The sequence below is a fragment of the Bartonella sp. AP19HLJMH genome (genome assembly GCF_042196245.1).
In the GTDB taxonomy this organism is placed as follows: Bacteria; Pseudomonadota; Alphaproteobacteria; order Rhizobiales; family Rhizobiaceae; genus Bartonella.
Window position 1 is genome coordinate 78,176 of the sequence record NZ_JBHIPX010000003.1, and the last position, 20,712, is coordinate 98,887.

The 20,712-nt window shown below is 39.4% G+C and carries 14 protein-coding genes; 2 read left to right on the forward strand and 12 right to left on the reverse strand.

Going from position 1 to position 20,712, the window contains the following annotated elements; translation table 11 throughout:
• Window positions 1-246: 246 nt before the first annotated feature.
• Window positions 247-426, reverse strand: a complete 180-nt coding sequence (rpmF, locus tag ACFINR_RS02905; RefSeq protein ID WP_005774555.1) for a 50S ribosomal protein L32 — start codon at window positions 424-426, stop codon at window positions 247-249.
• 424 nt (window positions 427-850) lie between these two features.
• Here rpmF and ACFINR_RS02910 point away from each other — a divergent pair, with 424 nt between their 5' ends.
• Window positions 851-1,753 (forward strand): polyprenyl synthetase family protein, encoded by a 903-nt coding sequence (locus ACFINR_RS02910; protein WP_375632065.1) that lies wholly within the window; start codon window positions 851-853, stop codon window positions 1,751-1,753.
• A gap of 1,730 nt (window positions 1,754-3,483) precedes the next feature.
• Here ACFINR_RS02910 and ACFINR_RS02915 read toward each other — a convergent pair.
• The 3 genes from ACFINR_RS02915 to ispG all read right to left on the reverse strand — a co-directional run bounded on the left by ACFINR_RS02915 (window position 3,484) and on the right by ispG (window position 7,767).
• Entirely contained in the window at window positions 3,484-4,083 is a 600-nt protein-coding gene (locus tag ACFINR_RS02915) for a hypothetical protein (RefSeq protein ID WP_375632066.1), read from the reverse strand.
• Window positions 4,084-4,874: 791 nt separating this feature from the next.
• On the reverse strand, window positions 4,875-6,026 hold the full coding sequence (locus tag ACFINR_RS02920; protein WP_375652460.1) for an MFS transporter: 1,152 nt from the start codon (window positions 6,024-6,026) through the stop codon (window positions 4,875-4,877).
• Window positions 6,027-6,525: 499 nt separating this feature from the next.
• Entirely contained in the window at window positions 6,526-7,767 is a 1,242-nt protein-coding gene (gene ispG, locus ACFINR_RS02925; protein WP_375632068.1) for a flavodoxin-dependent (E)-4-hydroxy-3-methylbut-2-enyl-diphosphate synthase, read from the reverse strand.
• An 850-nt stretch (window positions 7,768-8,617) separates the two neighbouring features.
• On the opposite strand from ispG, the gene ACFINR_RS02930 reads away from it, so the two are divergent.
• The gene (locus tag ACFINR_RS02930) at window positions 8,618-8,902 is read left to right on the forward strand and encodes a hypothetical protein (RefSeq protein WP_375611728.1); all 285 of its coding nucleotides are present in this window, start codon (window positions 8,618-8,620) and stop codon (window positions 8,900-8,902) included.
• A gap of 470 nt (window positions 8,903-9,372) precedes the next feature.
• Here the strand turns inward: ACFINR_RS02930 and ACFINR_RS02935 are convergent, their stop codons facing one another.
• The 8 genes from ACFINR_RS02935 to ACFINR_RS02970 all read right to left on the reverse strand — a co-directional run bounded on the left by ACFINR_RS02935 (window position 9,373) and on the right by ACFINR_RS02970 (window position 20,507).
• Entirely contained in the window at window positions 9,373-10,380 is a 1,008-nt protein-coding gene (locus ACFINR_RS02935; RefSeq protein WP_375611727.1) for an HlyD family secretion protein, read from the reverse strand.
• Between the two features lie 33 nt (window positions 10,381-10,413).
• On the reverse strand, window positions 10,414-12,042 hold the full coding sequence (locus ACFINR_RS02940; protein ID WP_375632069.1) for an MFS transporter: 1,629 nt from the start codon (window positions 12,040-12,042) through the stop codon (window positions 10,414-10,416).
• 22 nt (window positions 12,043-12,064) lie between these two features.
• Complete coding sequence (atpC, locus tag ACFINR_RS02945; RefSeq protein WP_375611725.1) at window positions 12,065-12,481, reverse strand: ATP synthase F1 subunit epsilon; 417 nt, start codon at window positions 12,479-12,481, stop codon at window positions 12,065-12,067.
• 108 nt (window positions 12,482-12,589) lie between these two features.
• Entirely contained in the window at window positions 12,590-14,215 is a 1,626-nt protein-coding gene (gene atpD / locus ACFINR_RS02950; RefSeq protein WP_375613176.1) for a F0F1 ATP synthase subunit beta, read from the reverse strand.
• 19 nt (window positions 14,216-14,234) lie between these two features.
• The gene (locus tag ACFINR_RS02955; RefSeq protein ID WP_375629656.1) at window positions 14,235-15,146 is read right to left on the reverse strand and encodes a F0F1 ATP synthase subunit gamma; all 912 of its coding nucleotides are present in this window, start codon (window positions 15,144-15,146) and stop codon (window positions 14,235-14,237) included.
• Window positions 15,147-15,166: 20 nt separating this feature from the next.
• The gene (gene atpA, locus ACFINR_RS02960) at window positions 15,167-16,702 is read right to left on the reverse strand and encodes a F0F1 ATP synthase subunit alpha (protein ID WP_273790513.1); all 1,536 of its coding nucleotides are present in this window, start codon (window positions 16,700-16,702) and stop codon (window positions 15,167-15,169) included.
• Window positions 16,702-17,283, reverse strand: a complete 582-nt coding sequence (atpH, locus tag ACFINR_RS02965) for an ATP synthase F1 subunit delta (RefSeq protein ID WP_375613174.1) — start codon at window positions 17,281-17,283, stop codon at window positions 16,702-16,704. The genes atpA and atpH overlap by 1 nt, the downstream gene beginning before the upstream one ends.
• 1,028 nt (window positions 17,284-18,311) lie before the next feature.
• Window positions 18,312-20,507: a primosomal protein N' gene (locus ACFINR_RS02970; RefSeq protein WP_375652461.1), complete on the reverse strand. Its 2,196-nt coding sequence runs from the start codon at window positions 20,505-20,507 to the stop codon at window positions 18,312-18,314.
• Between the last annotated feature and the right edge of the window lie 205 nt (window positions 20,508-20,712).

Sequence of the window (20,712 nt, forward strand, 5' to 3'; positions counted from 1 at the left end):
AGCGAAAATGCACGCCCCAAGCGTGCATTGATCGATGAAATAAAAGAAGTTGACCTCTGGAAAAGAAAGAAAACGCTAAAGTTTTAACCACTAAAACAGAACGCCCACGATACATTCCCTGTTCCACATCGATAGAAGACGACGCAAGGGAACCTCAACATTCATCTTAAAGCGAAAATGCACGCCCCAAGCGTGCATTGATCGATGAAATAAAAGAAGTTGACCTCTGGAAAAGAAAGAAAACGCTCAGTCTTTAACCACTAAAACGGAACGCCCACGATACATTCCCGTTTTCAAATCAATGTGATGAGGACGACGTAATTCACCAGAATTTTTATCTTCGATATAAGTCGGCGCCTTCAGAGCATCAGCCGAACGGCGCATGCCCCTCTTCGCTGGAGAGGTTTTTCGTTTAGGTACAGCCATAAAAAGACACTCCAAATCCATTAAAACAGAAAAAGCAATGTCAAAAATGACAATGCTTCATTTAAAATACCATAAAATTTGAGTATATTATACACTGATAAAAAAGAAGAGGCAATGTCAAAATGATCCTCCTCTTACCAAAAATGACCTTCCTGTTATCAAAAATGGTGTCACAATAATCAAATGAATATCAAAAACATTGCAAAATTTAAGAATTTTATACACCAATGAAAGCTTTTTTATAAGCCCTTCATTCAATTTTTATTTGGTTTAAAAAGGGATTTGCGCATACAGTAGAGATACAGATAAAAAGAGAAGTTGATTTTTAATAAAAAACGACGCCAATTTATGAAAACAAGAAAAAGCAACAACCTTTCTCTTTAAACTTCATAATTTCATTTTTGTAAAAACAAAGGAAGCAAGAATGCACGAATTTACCACCCTTCTTGCAAAACATGGAAATACCGTTGAAAAGCGGCTTGATACCCTGTTAAGTGATCAAATCCAAACTGGTGAAATTTCACGCCCTAAAAATTTAATCAAAGCCATGCGCTATGGTGTGCTGAACGGTGGAAAACGCTTGCGTCCTTTTCTTGTAATTCAAAGTGCTGCACTTTTTGATGTCCCTGTAGAACATTCTCTTGATGTTGCGTGTGCCTTAGAATGTATCCATTGTTATTCGCTCATTCATGATGATCTTCCCGCTATGGATAACGATATACTCCGGCGTGGAAAACCCACTGTCCATGTAGCATTTGATGAAGCAACAGCAATTCTAGCAGGCAATGCCCTCTTAACATTTGCCTTTGAAATCATTGCCCATAAAGCTAGTAATCTATCTACAGATATTAGAATCAAGCTGATCACGTCTCTTGCACAATCGGCAGGACTTGGCGGTATGTTAGGTGGACAAATGCTGGACCTTGAAGCTGAAAAAAGACCGCAAGAAAGTACTGACATCATCACTCTACAACACATGAAAACAGCAGCCCTGATAAGCTTTGCTTGCCAAGCAGGTGCCATCATTGGCAATGCATCTAAAGAATTAACTGAAAAACTTACTGATTTTGGGACCTATCTTGGTTTAGCCTTTCAATTAACCGATGACCTTCTTGATGTCACCGCCAACACGCAAACCCTAGGAAAAACGGCTGGGAAAGATGAAACGGCACAAAAAGCCACTTTTGTTCATCTTTACGGCATTAAAGAAACCCAAAAAAAGCGTGATACACTCATCAGTAAAGCAGAAGCATTCTTACATCCTTTTGGCGCTAAAGCACTCCCCCTCCAACAAGCAGCACACTTTAGTGCAATACGCCAAAATTAAACTTCATCTACCCTATTGTACATAGTGTACACCGTCATATTTATTAAATGCATAATAGACTTTTCAAAGAAACATTACCATTAATCTCCATTATACTCCTTATCATGAAATGGGTGCGACAAATCTTGAGAGGAATTTCATTAAAACAAGCCGCGTGAATTTATAACACAAATGCATTCTGGGTATCCTATTTTGCATGAAAAATGCCTTCCATTAAAGACTGAAAGAAACAAAATGTGAAAATGCGTAATCACCATGTTTTAAAAGATATTACAGTGGGTGGTGGGTGCTTTAAAGCCGAATAAAAAACAACCGGAAAGAGGAAAACTCGTTTTCTCCTTTATATCTTTAATCTTCTAACGATAAGGCAAAAAATAAACAGAATAAGTATAAAACCAGGCATTTTATAAATCCGCAAAAAACAATAAAAATGCCGATTGGCTTTGTAGCCTTATCAAAGTCATCTGTTGTTTATTGCCAACCCTAGAAGTACAATGCCCTCAGTAGAGAGTCGTAATTTTTATGCCTTTCCACGCTATCTTGTTATAGAAGATCAAATATGGTTACATTCTGTAAATTCAGTCGTGTATTGCTTGCTCTCTAAAAACACTTTTACAAAAATGCTCGTTGTTTAGTTTAAGCATTATTTTTTTGAAGCTCGTATTTAAAATATCAGAAAAAAATGAATATAATGGCTATTTTGATTTTTATGCCACCCTCAAAGAACAAAGTCTTTTAATCCAATCTGCTCTGTAAACAGTCTAGTGTCCTACCGAGTAGGTTTCTCTCGTTTTCCACGCATGCGATTCACTTAAACTAAAGACGCAATAAACAAGACTTAAGAATATTCACCATGCAATTTTTAAAATATTTAATGTATCAAACAAGATACCTTCACCACCCCTCAAATGACAGTATGTTACGGCATAACAGGATAAATAAAGCCATTAATTTCAATAGAACGAAAGACCAAAAAAATATTATTACCGATCTCTCTTTTCTTAGCAAGAAATATATAATACATTGATTTATAATGATAATTTGCGGTTTTTAACTTGAATAAGAACCCTGAATACCGTAAGATTCTCTCATTTCAAATCTGTGTATATTGAATCAATAAAAATCACTTGCTTGCACATCACAAGCGGGAAAAGCCGTGTGGGGCAAAACATCAAAGAAAAGACTAAAAAATGCCTCTTATGAACCGTCTTAAAAACCAAGGGCAGTCCGCAACATTAGGGGCTAGCAAAGTGAATAATTGTGTCGGCATGCTCCTTCAAAAGCAGAAACATTTTTATTTACAAAAGTGTGTAATAACTTCAATTGAATAATAATCATGATCACTGTACAACTTTAATTCATCACGCTCTTTATCTCGTTTATTCAATTCATCACATAAAAAGAGAATTGATAAGATTAAACAGAGAATGATCATTGCAACAGAAAGATAAAAAAGGCCTTATTTTTAATATAATAGCGCAATTTAATTTATGATAAGTACTTTTTTCAAGCTAAGTGTAAATTTCCTCCTTTAAGTGAAATTTTCTTATTAAGATGAAAAGCATCATTGTAAGTGAACCTATGCCTGTTGTAAAAGCTGGAAAATATGTCCACCTTTTGAAGCCATAATAAAAAAACATGCAACATGGCCAAGAAAATGCCGCGATTATCAAGAGTATTATAGCCATTTAATATCCTTTGAGAGAATTTTTCTCATTATCCATTCAATGTCATTTGTAAATTCTTCTTGGTTTCATCATGTCATATATCGTGTTTAGCTCTATGCAAAAACGCGCTATTTGTTTAGTGTTGTCACCATGACCAGCTCTCATACTAGACACAAGGTCAATAATTTGTGTTGTTGGGCTGATGCCATTTCCGCTGGAAGAATTAAGAAATTTTTTCGCGTAATCAATCATGGGGTCGGTAGAATTCATAGACATATTATAGGCCCAAATAAAATCGCTTTCTCTCCAGTTATAGTCATTACGCAAACTGCTTATGACATTGAGTAACATATCTGCTGATATCCATTCATTATAATCACCACGCAATAAATTAACGAAGCGTCCACATAAAACAATCAGTATGTGACGATGCCGTATAATGTCAAACTTTGGTACGATATTCTGATAGCCATGGCTGTATACAAATTTTTTTGCTTGTTCATGCTTTTGAAAATGTTCAAAAGCGCCGTAATTTTCACTGATATATTTTTCGTAAAGTCTATCGTACTGTTCTAGACTATCCACGCGCGTACATCCCACCAATACAAATACAGAAAAAAGAGTTATCAATGTTACAACACGCGTTATGGATAACGATTTCATCGCTTTACCTTTTAATGACCATAATTTGTACGGCTTAACAGATTCCTATCAAATATATCAATATATGCTGTTTTCTTGTGGCTTATTTGTAGCAAATTGTACTCAACAATATTTCTGTACTTGGTTTTATTCCCTCTCAAAGAGGGGAGATATCATTCAAAGTTTCCATAGATAAGTTTATTATCTGGATAAGAGTATTTTCTAACATCAGAAAATACAGAGCTAACGCCACAATCAAAGAGAAAATACTCAAAAACGAGCCATAATGAGAATGAACAACGTAAAAAAATTATCTCAACAAGATGATTGATATTTTAAAGAAAACAGCAATAAAACGCGTTAAATATATCAACAATAAAATCCGTCATGAGGAAAGCCTATTTGAACAGGCTATAAATTGTCCGACTGCTTAAATTAGCTCTAATGAGATAAAGTGTTACCAGCAAGGAACCAATGAAAATGGGAAAACTGCTCCATCACCATTCCTTAATAAGCATATAATCTGGCACAATCATTTTCTTTATCAGCGTCCAATCTTATCAGCAACTCTTTGTGCAATATTCATGAGCAGCATTTTTATTTCCTTTTTAACGATTATTATGCCAAGCCCACTTATAATGTACAAGCAGATGACTTTGATTACTTCAACATACATAGATTTGAAATAAGAGTAACTGACACTATTCAGTCTTTCTCATTCAACATGCAAAAACAACGATGTGCCTTAATAAATAAAAGCCTTGCCCCACTATGAAACCCTATAAAACACGTATCGTAATAAGTTAATATTCTCACTGAACTTTTTTGAGAGTTCCTTCTAAAAAAAATACTGCTAACAAGTAAATCAATAAATAAATAGCAAAAATATAAACGAGTGAGAAAAAGCCAAATATATTGACCATATACGCACTCATGTAAAAAAATACCAATAAGCTAAATCTCCCAACAGTTGACAAGAAAGATTCATATGTAGCCCTGAAATAATCACTAATACTATCATGCAAAACAACTTCTACACGAAGATATGTATACTTAATGAGATAAAAAATCATACAGACTAAAATGACAGCCATTTCTTTTCTTGGTTCAAAGAAAGCAACGGTAAAAATCAGTGAAGCCGAAAGAAACAACAGTAAAATAAAATTCACTCTTTCACTTAGTTTTGTAAAGAGAAGACTAGCCAAGAGCTGAGAGAACAATATAAGTGAAAATGTCACACCAAGATCAAAATAAGTGACATTAATATTATGATCTTTAAATATCCACTGCCAATACTGCGAGAATATATTGAAAAAGATCAATGAAAAATAAAAGCATAAAGAGATATAAGGAACTCTAATAAAAATAGATAACATCTCTTTAGCATCATAAATAAGAGAATTCGCTTTATTTGGTTTTTTCTCTCCCTTCAGGTCATCAAGAAAAAACAAACCAAATAGTGTTGTCATCAACATTAAAAACGCCGCGATATACCATATATATTGGCTAGAATAATCAGCAAAATATGCCCCGATTAAACTGAATATAAACATGCCGATGTAATTATATTGAGAGCTGGAACCAAGCACTTTTTTAGTGGATGTCAATTTTTCTTTTGCATATTGAACAAGTAAAGCATTATAGGCTCCAGCAATTAATGTCAGCGATAAGGCATTAAAAGTTTCTGCCAAAAGAAAACCATAAAAGCTTGTAGAAAATCCCATGAGAAAGAGCCATGTGGCAGCAAAAGCCGCTGCCAAAACGATCGATATTTTATAACTTTTTCGATCAGCAAAATATCCCAGAGGAATATCGGTAACCATCATAATAAAAGCCTGAAACGACTTAATGACACCAATATCAATAAGCGTTAAGCCTTTTTCAAGCATATAAAAGACAATAAAGGCGCCAGTTAAAATCCTTATACCGTTAAATAAAAAGCCAAACGCTAATATACTTGTCATGCATTCCCCCAATAACGCCCAAAAAGGCACCCGTATACATCATTTTATATCAATATAAAAGCTTACATTTTACGACAAATAGGACTATAATCGCTATAAGGATTTCCAATCCTATCAATTTGATACCCCAAAAAATGCTGGGAAAATGCCTGAAAAATCAATAAACAATGTTCTTTCTATAATTTGATATTTGAAGAATCCGTTAAATATTTTACTGTCTCAAGAGCAGCCAAAAACCAGCAACAACATTTACGGATCCATTTAAAGTATTCATATCGTTTTGCTTAATAGTCTTAACACACTCAAACTCATTAATATCCTTCATAAGCTTCTGATTCTAAAACAGGCATATCATCTGGTTTTACCTAAAATAATAAGCAACCAACAACAGTATTGACCATAGCTAAAGCAGCATACAACAGCACCCTCTTCACATTGAAGACAGCTTGTTTAAAAAAACGACACACCCTTTTTACTTCAACCTTATGCGATTTTTACCTCAACCTTGCCCAAAGCGTGTATGAATATAATCACTCAAAAGCGCTTCAAATTCTTCAGCAATGTGATCACCCCGCAAAGTTTTTACCTTTTGTCCCTCAATAAAAACAGGTGCCGCTGGACTTTCCCCCACTCCAGGCAAAGAGATTCCAATATCCGCATGTTTTGACTCCCCCGGTCCATTGACGATACATCCCATCACAGCCACCTTCAAACTTTCAACGCCAGGGTATTTTTCACGCCAAACAGGCATATTTTTGTATAAATCTGCTTCAATTTTTTGCGCCAATTGTTGAAAGACCGTAGAAGTTGTGCGCCCACAACCAGGACAAGCCGCAACAACAGGCAAAAATTGGCGAAACCCCATCACTTGCAAAAGTTCTTGCCCCACCTTTACTTCTCGTGTCCGATCACCACCAGGTTTTGGTGTTAAGGAAATTCGTATCGTATCGCCAATCCCTTGCTGTAATAAAATACCCAAAGCCACCGAAGAAGCAACAATGCCCTTTGTTCCCATCCCAGCTTCCGTTAATCCCAAATGAAGAGCATAATCACAACGCGCCGCCAAGGTGGTATAGACAGCAATAAGATCTTGGACATCACTCACTTTAGCAGAAAGAATAATTTTATCACGCCCCAACCCTAACTCTTCTGCTAAAGTAGCCGAAAGCAAAGCCGACTGCACAACAGTTTCCCGCATCACTTCAGCCACAGATAAGGGTTTTTCTTGCTGTGCATTTTCATCCATAAGCCGTGTTAACAACGCATTATCAAGAGAGCCCCAATTCACGCCAATGCGAATAGGTTTATGATACCGACAAGCAATCTCAATAATTTCTGCAAATTGACGATCTTTTTTTGCGCCAAAACCAACATTTCCAGGATTGATGCGATATTTTGCAAGCGCCTCAGCACACGCAGGATGCTCAGATAAAAGCTTATGACCAATATAATGAAAATCCCCAACCAATGGTACAAAAAATCCTAACCTCTCCAATCGCTCCCGTATTTTTGGTACAGCCGCCGCCGCTTCATCGCGATCAACAGTAATTCGAACCAATTGTGAACCAGCTTGCCAAAGAGCAGCTACTTGAGAAACAGTTGCATCAACATCAGCGGTATCTGTATTGGTCATTGACTGTACAACTATCGGGCTCTGCCCCCCAATAATCACATCACCAACAGCAACACCAACAGATCGACGACGCTCAAGTGGTTTAGATAAAAAATAGGTCGTACTCATCAAGTCCTCAAATTTTTAAAACCTGCGCTATCAATCATTATTTACATTGACTTCCTCCGCGCTTCAAAGGACGAAAATTACACCGCCCACCAATCTTAACAGATTGCTCTCAAAAGGTTCTACCTACTAACACTGATGCAATACAATTCATAGGTGGATTCATTCTATAGACGCACCGGATAAGTTCTACTACTTCTGTTCAAGTTTATACTTCTACACTTGGTTGCTTCAAAAAGAAACTGAAACAAAACAGAGATAATACTGTATTTTTAAGTTGCCTGCCGATACCTTACATCAACGTCACCACAAAACAGTGTTTACAACACAACAGATAACGCCTAACAAAGCGCAATTTTTAAAAATGCATGAAAGACATCGCCAAATTAATCCAACATATTGATTTATAATAATCTATTTTTTACAAATTTGAATAGCAACCCCAAATATCGTAAGATTTCCTCATTTTAAATCTTCTTAATTGAATCAATCAATACCACTCCCTACAGCCACAAGAGAATAGATAGATAAAAACTCCTTATAAACTATTTCAAGTGCCAAAAGCTATCCCAACATTTTAAACAAACAAAAAAATGAAGACATCGCCCACCATCTTTATGAATGAATCTTACACCATTTTGTAAAAATTTTTACCTTACATCCTTAACAAACACCATCACGAAATGAACTCAAGCACATTAAGAAATGCCTCATTAAACCCAAACTCTTAACTCTCATCTCACCCACGCGCGGCATTATCAATGCAACCTTTCAATTTTCAAGCCGTTATAGCAAAACCCCAAACACCATCCCAACTGTCACACAACAATTTAACACATGAAGGAGTCAATAAATGTGTCTATTTTCACCCCATAGAAAAAATGCTAAAATTAAAAAACGTATAGCACAATTAAAAAGAGAGCTGGTCCCCGTAAATCATTGGAGTTTTCAAAATGATAGCTTTGAAAATATTTCTGAGCTGTTTAACACATGGAAACAAAAAGGCCGTCACGCACTTTATCACCTCAACGAACATGCTACAGAATTAAAGAAAAAAGCGAAAGAAAATCCTAAAAAAACCCTCGCATTAGCAGCAGGAGTCGTTTTAGTAAGCTTCTTACTGATCCGTAAAAATTAATAACACAACCAATAACCTTCCCTTTTAATGCCCGCCTCAAAACGGGCATTTTTATGGTTTACAAAATATAAACTTTACGTCTTTCTCCTAACTTTACGCCCTCACCTAAAAGGATAAGTTTCCCATCCGACCCAGTCTATAATCCAATTTTTTATCTGGCTTCCCCCTACCCCCATCTTCCAAACATGCGGTGACACCACACCTCAAAGGACAGTGTTGTGCAAAACCACAAGCAAAGCTTCCAATACTCCACCCCCCCCTACTGAGTTAGTTCAAAAGAAATGGAAGTGAGTAAAGATGCATGCGCTTTAATATTCTAAGGAACATTATTTTACATCATGACATAAAAGTATAAGAAGCCTAAGAGCTTTAAAACATGTAGTATAGCAAACCAAACGAAATCTTCCAATGTAAACAACCACTTGCTATAAGTAAATGACGCAAAAATTAAACTGAAAAAACCCAAAATTTCATCCTCCAGAATCGACTCGCTGCGAAGTATCTACATAGGTAACTACGGACATGCCAGGAATGAGTTTTTCAATCCCTTCCTGCCCAGGATCTAAAGCAATCCGTACTGAAATACGTTGCGCAATTTTGATAAAATTACCAATTGTCGTATCCGTTTTTAACAATGAAAATTCTGAGCCTGTAGCAGGTGCAAAACGAACCACACGCCCTGTTAACTTTTTGTTGTTCAATGCATCAACAGAAAAAACAACCGGTTGTCCCACACGCATCTGAGAAAGTTGCGTTTCCTTATAATTAGCAATAATCCAAATATCATCAGAAATAACAGAGACCAATTGTGTCCCTGGCATAACATATTGCCCTACCCGCGCTCCAACTAATCCAATATAGCCTGTTCGAGGAGATAAAATCTTTGTGTGATCGAGATTAAGTTTTGCCAACTCAACACTCACCTTCGCTCCCGCAATTTCTGACTGTAAACTTTGCCGTTCAAGATCCAATTGTTTTTGCAATTGGCGTTTTGTTTCGAGAGCTGTCAAGAGTTGTGAAAGAGGACGAGAAACAGAACTTGCCGCATCACCAAAACCTAACTTTTTACTATCTGGAACAACATTGGAAAATGCTCGTGAACGCGCCAATTCCACCTCTGCTGTATTAATTTCGCCCTGCAAAAGCTGTGCTTGTAATTCAATACTTGCCAGTTTTGCATTTTTTGAATCGAGAACAGCCTGTGCCCGTGCAAGCTGCTGCCGAAAAAGAGAATCATCGAGCTCAAAAAGCAGCATTCCCTTTTCAACGCGTTGATAATCTTGCACATAAATCCGTGCGATTACCCCAGAGATCTGTGAACTAACCAGAGTAACATTGCCCTTAATAGAAGCATTATCCGTTATTTGAATGTTACTCACAAAAGGAGGAAGCCTCCAAGCCCACAAAATCAGCAAAACACCCGTAATGCCCGATAGGAATGCAACAATCGTAGCTTTTGACCGTAATTTTTTTATCATTTTTTTTTGCACCCCTCTTTTTATGACATTACTCTACTTTTCTAATGCACGCAAAGAGCATGACTTAACAATCATTGTGGCAAGAAAAATAACGAATACAACCATTGAAATATAAAAATAAAGCCGAAAAACGTCATCATAAGCAAAAATATTTGCTGTTAACTTAAATTTCTCTATCAACATAGAAGTACCCTGCTCACTTCTCAAGCCATTGGGAACAGAAACACCATAAGAAGGCGAAAATAAAGTATTCATCTCACCAGAAATAAGCGGATCAGTAATAATAATATTTTGTGTTAAGGACTCAAAGTTCTTATGGGCAAAATAAAACTGAAGGCTGCCAAAAAAAGCCGACCCCATCAATCCCCCTGTCACTTGCGTTAGCAAAAAAACAGCAATAAAACTTAAAACGTAACGCGGTCCTCGCTCACCAGCGATCACAAACCCTTTGAAAAGAGCAGGAGGCAAAAAAAGTGCATAACTAAAACTCACCAACCCTTGGCTCAACATCATATCTTGTGGGCGCGTTAAATGGTTTACATGACTATCTAAATAAGCTCCTAACGCCAAACAACCCAAAGACAACAAATAAAAATAATCCTCACGCCCCGCCCGTAAAAAAAAGACACAAACAGCCCCCCCTAACAGAATCCCTAATGTCACCGCAAGATACATGGGCGCCATCTCACGATTGAGCAAACCAAAAAGATTAAAAAACCCTACGGGCAAATTTGACCGCTCCAATAAAAAAACATGAAAAATAAATAAAATAAAAACAGATTGGACCATTTCTTTACTGAAAATCCAACGGAGATCAATCAACGGTTTTTCTCTATTAAGCTCAATAATAATAGCAATAGCCAACGATAAAATAGCAAGTGCGAGCCCCCAACCAATCCATGGTGCTTCATACCACCAATACAATATGCCAACAGACATGATCACAGCATTTAATCCAAGACCAAGAGCAATCAAACCATAGCTTATCCAATCTAATTTTTGAATAACCTTACTACGCACAACAGGAGTAAGAGGCAAAGTATAGATACAGACCAAGCTGATAAGAACCAACCCCATTTCCAGAGCGGAAAGACTGGAAAAACCACCATTTTCCAGCAAATCAGGAGAAATCAAACGTGATAAAGGTGCCGCTAAAGCCGCATTCATATAATTCAAACTAAGACCAACAGTAAACTTCTTTGCTGGAGCAAAAGCTTCCATCATATAAAGCAGCGCAAGCGAAGCCAAAGGAGCAGCAGCAATCCCAGCAAAAAAGCGAATAATCAATGCAGAACGCAAATCCGTAACAAAGAGCTGCAACACGCAAACCAAAACAAAGCCAAGAATTGATAATTCAGCAAAAGCGCGCAGCCCAAATTGATAGCGGATTTTGATCAACATAATCGCTACACTCACATTTGGCGCCATATAAGCCGCTACCAGCCATGTCGTCTCGGCCAAAGTTGCATGAAAATCACCCGTAAGATGGACAATGTTAGACTGAACAATATTAGCCCCTAAACCATAAGCCCATTGCAAAATAAGAGAAGCAAAAATATAAACAAAGCACTTTGGCAAAGGTCCTGCAAAGACACGACCAGGATGAGGAAAAGGTTTTGCACTCCTTTTAGCAGACACAACCGTACTCTTTTTTCCGCTCATGTCATCTTTTCCTGTAACTCTGCTACGCTTCTATCAACACAGCACCATCAGCTGACAACTGCTGGAAAAAAGCCTCTATTTTATGATTGTCCTCATCACTTGTCCCTCCTTCTAACGTCGCTTGAATCTGCAAAATCTGCTGTTCTAATACATCAAAAGAAAGATTCTCTACAGCCACAACGTGCTCTACCAATAAAGAGCAGCCTGAAAAGGTAATATTTGCAACGCCCCCGCATACAACAAATAATTTTTCACCCACAGAGGTGCGAACACGAACACTGCCCAACACAATACTTGCCACCAATGGCGCATGATGCGCCATAACTGTCAAATAACCTGAGGCTGAAGGAAGAACAACAGACACGACCTGCTCTGAAAACACAATTTTTTCAGGCGATACAAGCTCAAATAAAAAATGCTCTTCTCTATTGTTTTCCACAAAAGTCTCCACAATACCCGATATAAGGACTCTCCGTTTTCTCCAACGACTCGTCCTTTTTAACGAAAAATACCCATGACAGTTTTCTCTTGAATAAGAAGCTTCTTACTAAGAAGCCTCTGCCATGAGACGCTTTCCTTTTTCAAGTGCTTCATCAATCGAACCAACCATATAAAAAGCAGCTTCTGGTAAATCATCGTAATCGCCAGCACAAAGCCCCTTAAAGCCTTTGATTGTCTCTTCCAAAGGAACGAGTTTCCCCGGCGAACCAGTAAAGGCTTCCGCAACATGGAAAGGTTGCGAAAGGAAACGTTCAATTTTACGTGCCCGCCCCACCAGCAATTTGTCATCTTCAGAAAGTTCATCCATTCCAAGAATAGCAATAATATCCTGAAGCGCTCTATAACGTTGTAAAATGGTTTGCACTTGACAAGCAACAGTGTAATGCTCTTCCCCCACAATCAATGGATCCAACATACGCGAGAAAGAGTCAAGCGGATCAACCGCTGGATAAATCCCCTTTTCCGCAATAGAGCGCGAAAGAACAGTTGTTGCATCCAAATGAGCAAAAGACGCTGCCGGCGCCGGATCCGTCAAGTCATCTGCCGGAACATAAATTGCCTGAACGGAAGTAATAGAGCCTGTTTTTGTACTGGTAATACGTTCTTGCAACGCCCCCATATCCGTTGCCAAAGTCGGCTGATACCCAACAGCAGAAGGAATACGCCCTAAAAGAGCAGATACCTCAGCTCCTGCTTGCGTGAAACGGAAAATATTATCCACAAAGAAGAGAACATCTTGTCCTTCATCACGGAAACTTTCTGCAATTGTCAATCCTGAAAGAGCCACACGCGCACGCGCTCCTGGTGGTTCATTCATTTGCCCGTAAACAAGGGCACACTTTGACCCTTCCGTTGAACCATTATTCTCTTTTGGATTCACATTCACGCGGCTTTCGATCATTTCATAATAAAGATCATTTCCTTCACGTGTACGTTCTCCCACACCAGCAAATACAGAATAGCCACCATGTGCCTTTGCAATATTATTTATAAGCTCCATAATGAGAACGGTTTTTCCAACACCAGCACCACCAAACAAGCCAATTTTACCCCCTTTAGAATAAGGGGCTAACAAATCCACGACTTTAATACCGGTTACGAGAATTTCCGAAACAGTCGATTGTTCAACATATTCAGGTGCCTCTTGGTGAATAGAACGTGTTTTGGTTGAAGCGATTGGTCCCACATTATCCACCGGTTCCCCAATCACATTCATAATACGTCCCAACGTTGCTTCTCCTACAGGAACGCTAATTTGTGTGCCTGTATCCACAACCTTTTGGCCCCGCATCAAACCATCAGTCGTATCCATAGCAATCGTACGTACGGTATTTTCACCCAAATGCTGCGCAACTTCTAATACCAAGCGATTGCCTAAATTCTCTGTTTCCAAAGCGTTGAGAATTTTTGGCAATTCACCTTCAAATTGCACATCAACGACAGCACCAATAATCTGCTTGATTTCACCAACAGCGCCTTTTGCATGCTCTTCTTTTTTTGCGGATGTATCTTTTTTTACAGGTGTATCTTTAGCTGCATCACGCGCAGGTACAGAGGAAGCCTTTACATCCACTTGAGATTTCGAAGCGGCTTTTTTCACGCTGGAACGAGCAGCTGGTTTCTTTTTTTCACCTTTTTCTGTTCCTTTGCTTGAGGTTACTGCTTTTACCATCAATCCTTACCTTCTCCATTTAAAGCGCTTCAGCGCCCGCAATAATTTCGATCAATTCTGTCGTAATCTGTGCTTGACGTTGACGATTATAAGCCACCGTCAATTTACTAATCATTTCACCCGCATTGCGCGATGCATTATCCATAGCTGTCATCTTGGCGCCCATTTCACCAGCAACATTTTCTAGCAAAGCCCGAAAGATTTGCACCGAAAGATTACGTGGTACAAGGGCCTCTAAAAGAGACGCAGCATCAGGTTCATATTCATAAACAATCGATTGTGAACCTTTGTTATGATCGATTTGCTCCACAATATCTATTGCCCCAACAGCTGCTTTTGGAGCAACCATTGGAATCAAATCCAAAGCTGTTGGACGCTGATTAATTACGGAAACAAATTCAGAATAAAACAGCGTACAAACATCGAAAGCGCCTTCATTGAATAAATCAACAATCCGTTGACTAATCATCACTGCCTCTGCAAAACCAATTCGCTTTACAGCATGCAAATCGATATGATCAATTATCAAGCCTTTGTAATCACGCGATAAAATATCCGCGCCTTTTTTACCCACAGTGATAATTTTTACTATTTTATCAGTCGCCAACAATGCCTTAATCTGTTCACGTGCACGACGAGCAATTTGCACGTTAAAAGCACCACACAAACCGCGCTCAGCAGTACACACCACCAAAAGATGTACATCATCGCGCCCCGTACCACGCATAAGAGTAGGCGCATCAACACCATCTACATCAGCAGCAACACTGGTCAAAATATCAGCCATTCTCTTCGCATAAGGACGTGCAGACTGCGCTGCCTCTTGAGCACGATGCAACCTTGCCGCTGCAACCATTTGCATAGCTTTGGTAATCTTTTGTGTTGCTTTAACCGAAGCGATACGGTCTCTAAGATCTTTTAGTGAAGCCATTCAAGCATTCCATCAATTCATCACGAGAAATTTTTCGCATAAGTATCAAGAACAGTTATCAACTTATCTTTCAGCTCATCTGTTATTTGCTTTTGCTCAGCAATTGCCTTTAAGAGATCTTGATAATCACTACGCAACAGCACTAAAAGTCCCTGCTCAAACCGCGCAACATCAGAAACCGCCAAAGCATCAAGATAGCCATTCACACCCGCGAAAATAACCACCACCTGTTCTTCTGTTTTGAGTGGAGAAAATTGCGGCTGCTTCAACAGCTCTGTCAAACGCGCACCCCGATTTAACAGACGCTGGGTTGACGCATCCAAATCAGAGCCAAACTGCGCAAAAGCTGCCATTTCACGATATTGCGCCAATTCACCTTTAATCGAGCCAGCAACTTGCTTCATTGCCTTAATTTGTGCAGCAGAACCAACACGCGATACAGAAAGACCAACATTTACAGCAGGACGAATTCCTTGATAAAACAAATTAGTCTCTAGAAAAATTTGCCCATCAGTAATCGAAATCACATTTGTAGGAATATAGGCAGAAACATCATTTGCTTGCGTTTCAATAACCGGCAAAGCTGTCAACGACCCAGATCCATTTTCCGCATTCAACTTCGCAGCCCGCTCTAAAAGACGCGAGTGCAGATAGAAAACATCTCCCGGATAAGCTTCACGACCTGGAGGACGACGCAATAAAAGAGACATTTGACGATACGCCACCGCCTGTTTTGACAAGTCATCATAACCAATCAAAGCATGTTGCCCATTATCACGGAAATACTCACCCATAGCACACCCAGCAAGAGGTGCAATAAATTGCAGTGGTGCTGGATCAGAAGCAGTCGCTGCAACAATAATAGAATATTCCAGCGCTCCACGTTCTTCTAAAACTTTAACGAACTGTGCCACCGTCGAACGTTTTTGACCGATAGCCACATAAATACAATAAACTTTGTCTTGCTCTCGTCCAGCCCCTTTTTCATGAAAAGGTTTTTGGTTTAAAAATGTATCGAGCAAAATTGCTGTTTTTCCTGTTTGGCGATCACCAATCACCAATTCACGCTGCCCCCGTCCAATAGGGATGAGTGCGTCAATCGCTTTCAATCCGGTCGACATCGGTTCATGGACAGACTGACGCGGAATAATTCCAGGAGCCTTAACATCGACACGACGACGCTCTGTTGCTTTAATGGGACCCTTCCCATCGATAGGGTTTCCCAACGCATCAACCACACGCCCCAACAAAGCGGGACCCACAGGAACATCGACGATAGCGCCTAGCCGCTTTACACAATCACCTTCACGAATATCACGATCTGAGCCAAAAATGACCACACCAACATTATCAACTTCCAAATTGAGTGCCATACCACGCACACCGTTTGGAAAGGCGACCATTTCCCCTGCTTGGACATTATCCAAACCATAAACGCGAGCAATACCATCCCCTACAGAGAGAACCCAACCAATTTCTGAAACCTCAGCCTTTTGGTCAAAGTTTTTGATTTGCTCTTTTAGAATTTTTGAAATTTCAGATGGTCTAATATCCATCAGCTGACCTCTTTTTTCAATGCAAGCTTAAGTGAAGACAATTTTGTGAGAAGAGACGTATCAATTTGAGACGACCCCACACGAACGATTAATCCACCAAGAATTGTTGGATCCACAATGATGTGCAGCAAGACTTTTCCTCCAACAACACCTTCCAAAGCCTCACACAACTCTTGTCTTTGTTGAGAACTTAAAGGGCACGCAGAAACAATTTGCGCAGTAACCTGCCTACGAGCGCGTGCAACACAATGCTGAAAAGCACGTAAAATACCAAATACGGCACTAAGCCTACGATTTGTTGCAATAACACGTAAAAAATTACCAATGACCTGCCCTGCGTTTTTATCAGCAAATTTGATGTTTGCACAAACAGATTGCATTACCTTAATTTGCTCTTTAACTGAAAAGAATGGACTAAGCACAAAGCGTTTTAAATCCTTATGCTCCAAAACAAGCAAAAGATCCTCTACTGCCTTTTCAACCTTTTCAACGTTTCCGGCTTCTTGAACGCAATCAAAAAGCGCTTGCGCATAGCGTTGATCTACCAACGGCAGCGGTATGAGAGAAAATGAATCCGACACGAAATACCGCCTCTTTCCCTTGAGCGACTCTCTGATAGTTATCAGATGAAATGAAACAGACATTCTCAATCTTAAGAATCTTTTTCTTAAAACCTAGAACAAAAATCACTTGGTTTCTAGCATAGACATAGCCGACTCGCAACACCACAAATCGCTGCTTTTTAAAAATTTTAATAAAATATTCAAAATATTTTTGAAAAGCATTTTTTTTAGATATACAGGATGGCATCACAGTTTTTTTATGCCTCTTTTTGACATTCTCTGAGCGATTTTTTCACTCTCTTTGATTTTTCTTCAAATGCCCTTGCCACCATAATAAAACACTTCTTCTCCAAAAAACACTCCCTTTATCACCACAAGACCTTTAATGAGATGCAGCTGCGATTGAAAAAGTCTATTATTTCAAACTGATAAGAAAGAAAAAACAATGAATATCCTCCTAAAAATTAAAGAAAACATTGATCTTTTTTCTTCAAATACCCACTCCTTTTAAAAAATTTCACCAAGTAATATTTTCTTGTAAGCACACTCTTTAAATATACAAAACATTGATTTATAATGACAATATATCATTTTTCATACCGGATAAGCTTCAAATATCGACAAATTCTCTCTTTTCAAATTTTTTTATCAAAAACATGACCTTCATTAAGCCCACATAGCTTCACTTTATATATCACTATATTGCACTGATTTTAGAAAAAGCATAGATCGCTATCAATTTGAACTCGAATAGAATTGGATACTTTTGGTGTACAGCTAAGCATTTTCAGCCCTTATAAAAAGAATCCGCCTATCAAAAAGATACTGTCCCTCGTACAAAAAAGGAGTAAAAGCCGAAATGATAGTGCCCTCGAAGAAGAGAAGCGCTTCTGCTGGTTCTATAACAAAGATATTTTTTCCCGTGGCTCTACTTAATGCAATGGACATGTATCATATTTTGCTGCCTGGATGCTTATTCTGAATAATATAAGAATTCAAGTAAAGCACCTTAAGCAAAGAGACCTTCACTTTATGCGATACTGGTTTTAGAAAAAACTTTGCGGATCAATATCAATTTGAACCCGAACGGAACTGGGCATTTTGGGTGTACCGCTAAGCATTGCACGTATAAACCCTTGTATATCAAAAGAACGCTGTCCTTGCAGCAAAAGCCGAAAACGATAACGCCCCCGAACCAAAGCCAAAGGCGCTTCTGCTGGTCCCATAACCGAGATATTTTTTTCCCGTGGCGCTGCCTGACGCAATGCGCGCGCATAATGTTCTGCTGCTTGGCGCTGTTGTGCAGACACGATCAAAGAGGCAAGCCGCCCATAGGGAGGCAAATGATAATGCTGACGCGCTGCAATCTCACGTGTGTAAAAATCTTCTGGCTGGCATGCAAGTAAGGCTTTGATGACCGGATGATCTGGTTGATAAGTTTGCAATAATCCTAAACTTTTCAATCCCACACGCCCTGCTCTTCCGGTAACTTGAGAAAGCAGCTGATAGGTACGTTCACTTGCGCGTAAATCGCCATTGGCAAGACCAAGATCAGCATCAATAACACCAACCAGAGAGAGCTTGGGAAAATGATGTCCTTTAGCGACCAACTGTGTTCCAATAATAATGTCCACATCGCCATTTGCAATGGCTTGTAATTCGCTTCGCAACTTCCCAATCCCTCCTTTGAGATCTGTTGAAAGGATCAATGATCGCGCTTGAGGAAAAAGCATTTGTGTTTCTTCGGCAATTCTTTCCACACCCGGTCCACAAGCCACGAGATGATCTAATGTCCCGCATTCAGGACAGGCTTGAGGAAGTGGTTCATGATATCCACAATGATGACATTTCAGTTGCCCTTGCGCACGATGTTCGACCAACCAACTTGAACAATCGGTACAATGAAAACGATGTCCGCAAATTCGGCATAAAGTTAAAGGTGCATAACCACGACGATTAAGAAAAAGAAGAGCTTGTTCGCCCTTATCAAGCGTTTGTTTTAAAGCTCTTTCAAGAGCAAAGGAAATAAAGCGCCCCTTTTGCACTCCTCCTTGGCGCATATCAATCACCCGCAACTGTGGAAGTGCAACTTCTTTAAAACGGGAAGGTAAATGCACCTTTTGATAACGCCCTTTTAAAACATTGGCTTGGCTTTCAATCGACGGTGTTGCTGAAGATAAAATAACAGGAAAATGCTCAAAAGAGCCCCGTGCAACAGCCATATCACGCGCATGATAAAAAATGCGCTCTTCTTGTTTATAAGCGCTATCATGCTCTTCATCGACAACAATCAAGCCAAGCTCATGAAAGGGAAGAAAAAGTGCCGAACGAGCCCCCGCAACGACACGCACCCGCCCTTCTGCAACTTGCCGCCAGACGCGTTCTCTACGACGTGGCGTCAGATCAGAATGCCATTCTGCTGCCGCAGCGCCAAAACGTGCATAAAAACGATCTAAAAACTGCTGCGTTAAAGCAATTTCCGGCAATAAAATTAAAACCTGCTTACCCCCTTTGAAGGCTTGAGCAACCGCTTCAAAATAAACCTCTGTCTTTCCTGATCCGGTAACACCATCAAGCAAAAAAACTTGAAACTGAGAAGATAAAACACCTTCCCGCAATAATGTTGCTGCTTCACTTTGCGCTCCCTGCAACTGAGGGGGACAAAAATCAGGATCAGGCATTGCCACAAGATCAGGAGCAGGAACCTTAACATCTTCAAAAATTCCTAGCGCTTTTAAACCTTCAACAACAGAAACCGAAGTTCCAGCCGCATGTGCCAGACCAGAACGTGTCCATATCTTCTCATTACGCACCAATTCCAAAATCCGTGATCGCGCTGGTGTGAGACGTTCTACATTTCCACCACAATATCGCAAACCCAGCATCTGCGCTTCCGGCTCTAAAGCAGCCGGTACCGACAAAACCAATCGTGCTACAAGACCAAAAGGCGCCATTGTATAGCGACTAACAAAACGCAAAAATGTGATCATTTCTGCTTTTAATGGGGGACAATCAAAAACATGAAGCAGAGAGCGTAATTTTTCACGCGCCACAGGAGCAGACTTTTGCCCATCGGCTGTCTGCTCTCCAACGTCCACAACAAAACCGCAAAGCTCACGCCCCATCAACGGAACCCGAACAAAGGAACCAACGTTCACCTCCATAGAAGATGGAACTTTATAACTATAAGCGTGAGCAACAGGAAGAGGAACCAATACGGATACAATCTTTTCCTCTATCATGTTTGAATTCATCTTTTAAACCAATCTACGACCTATTGAGCACCAACAGGCCTAAACCTTAATCTTTAAACACTCTTATAAAATTCATTGCAGGATTCAATCCCCCCGATTACAACACTTTTCTAACAAAAATTCTTTTTAATACTCATTTCATCACCAAAGTGCCAGTAAAAGAACCAATCTCATCGTCTATAACAAAAAACTC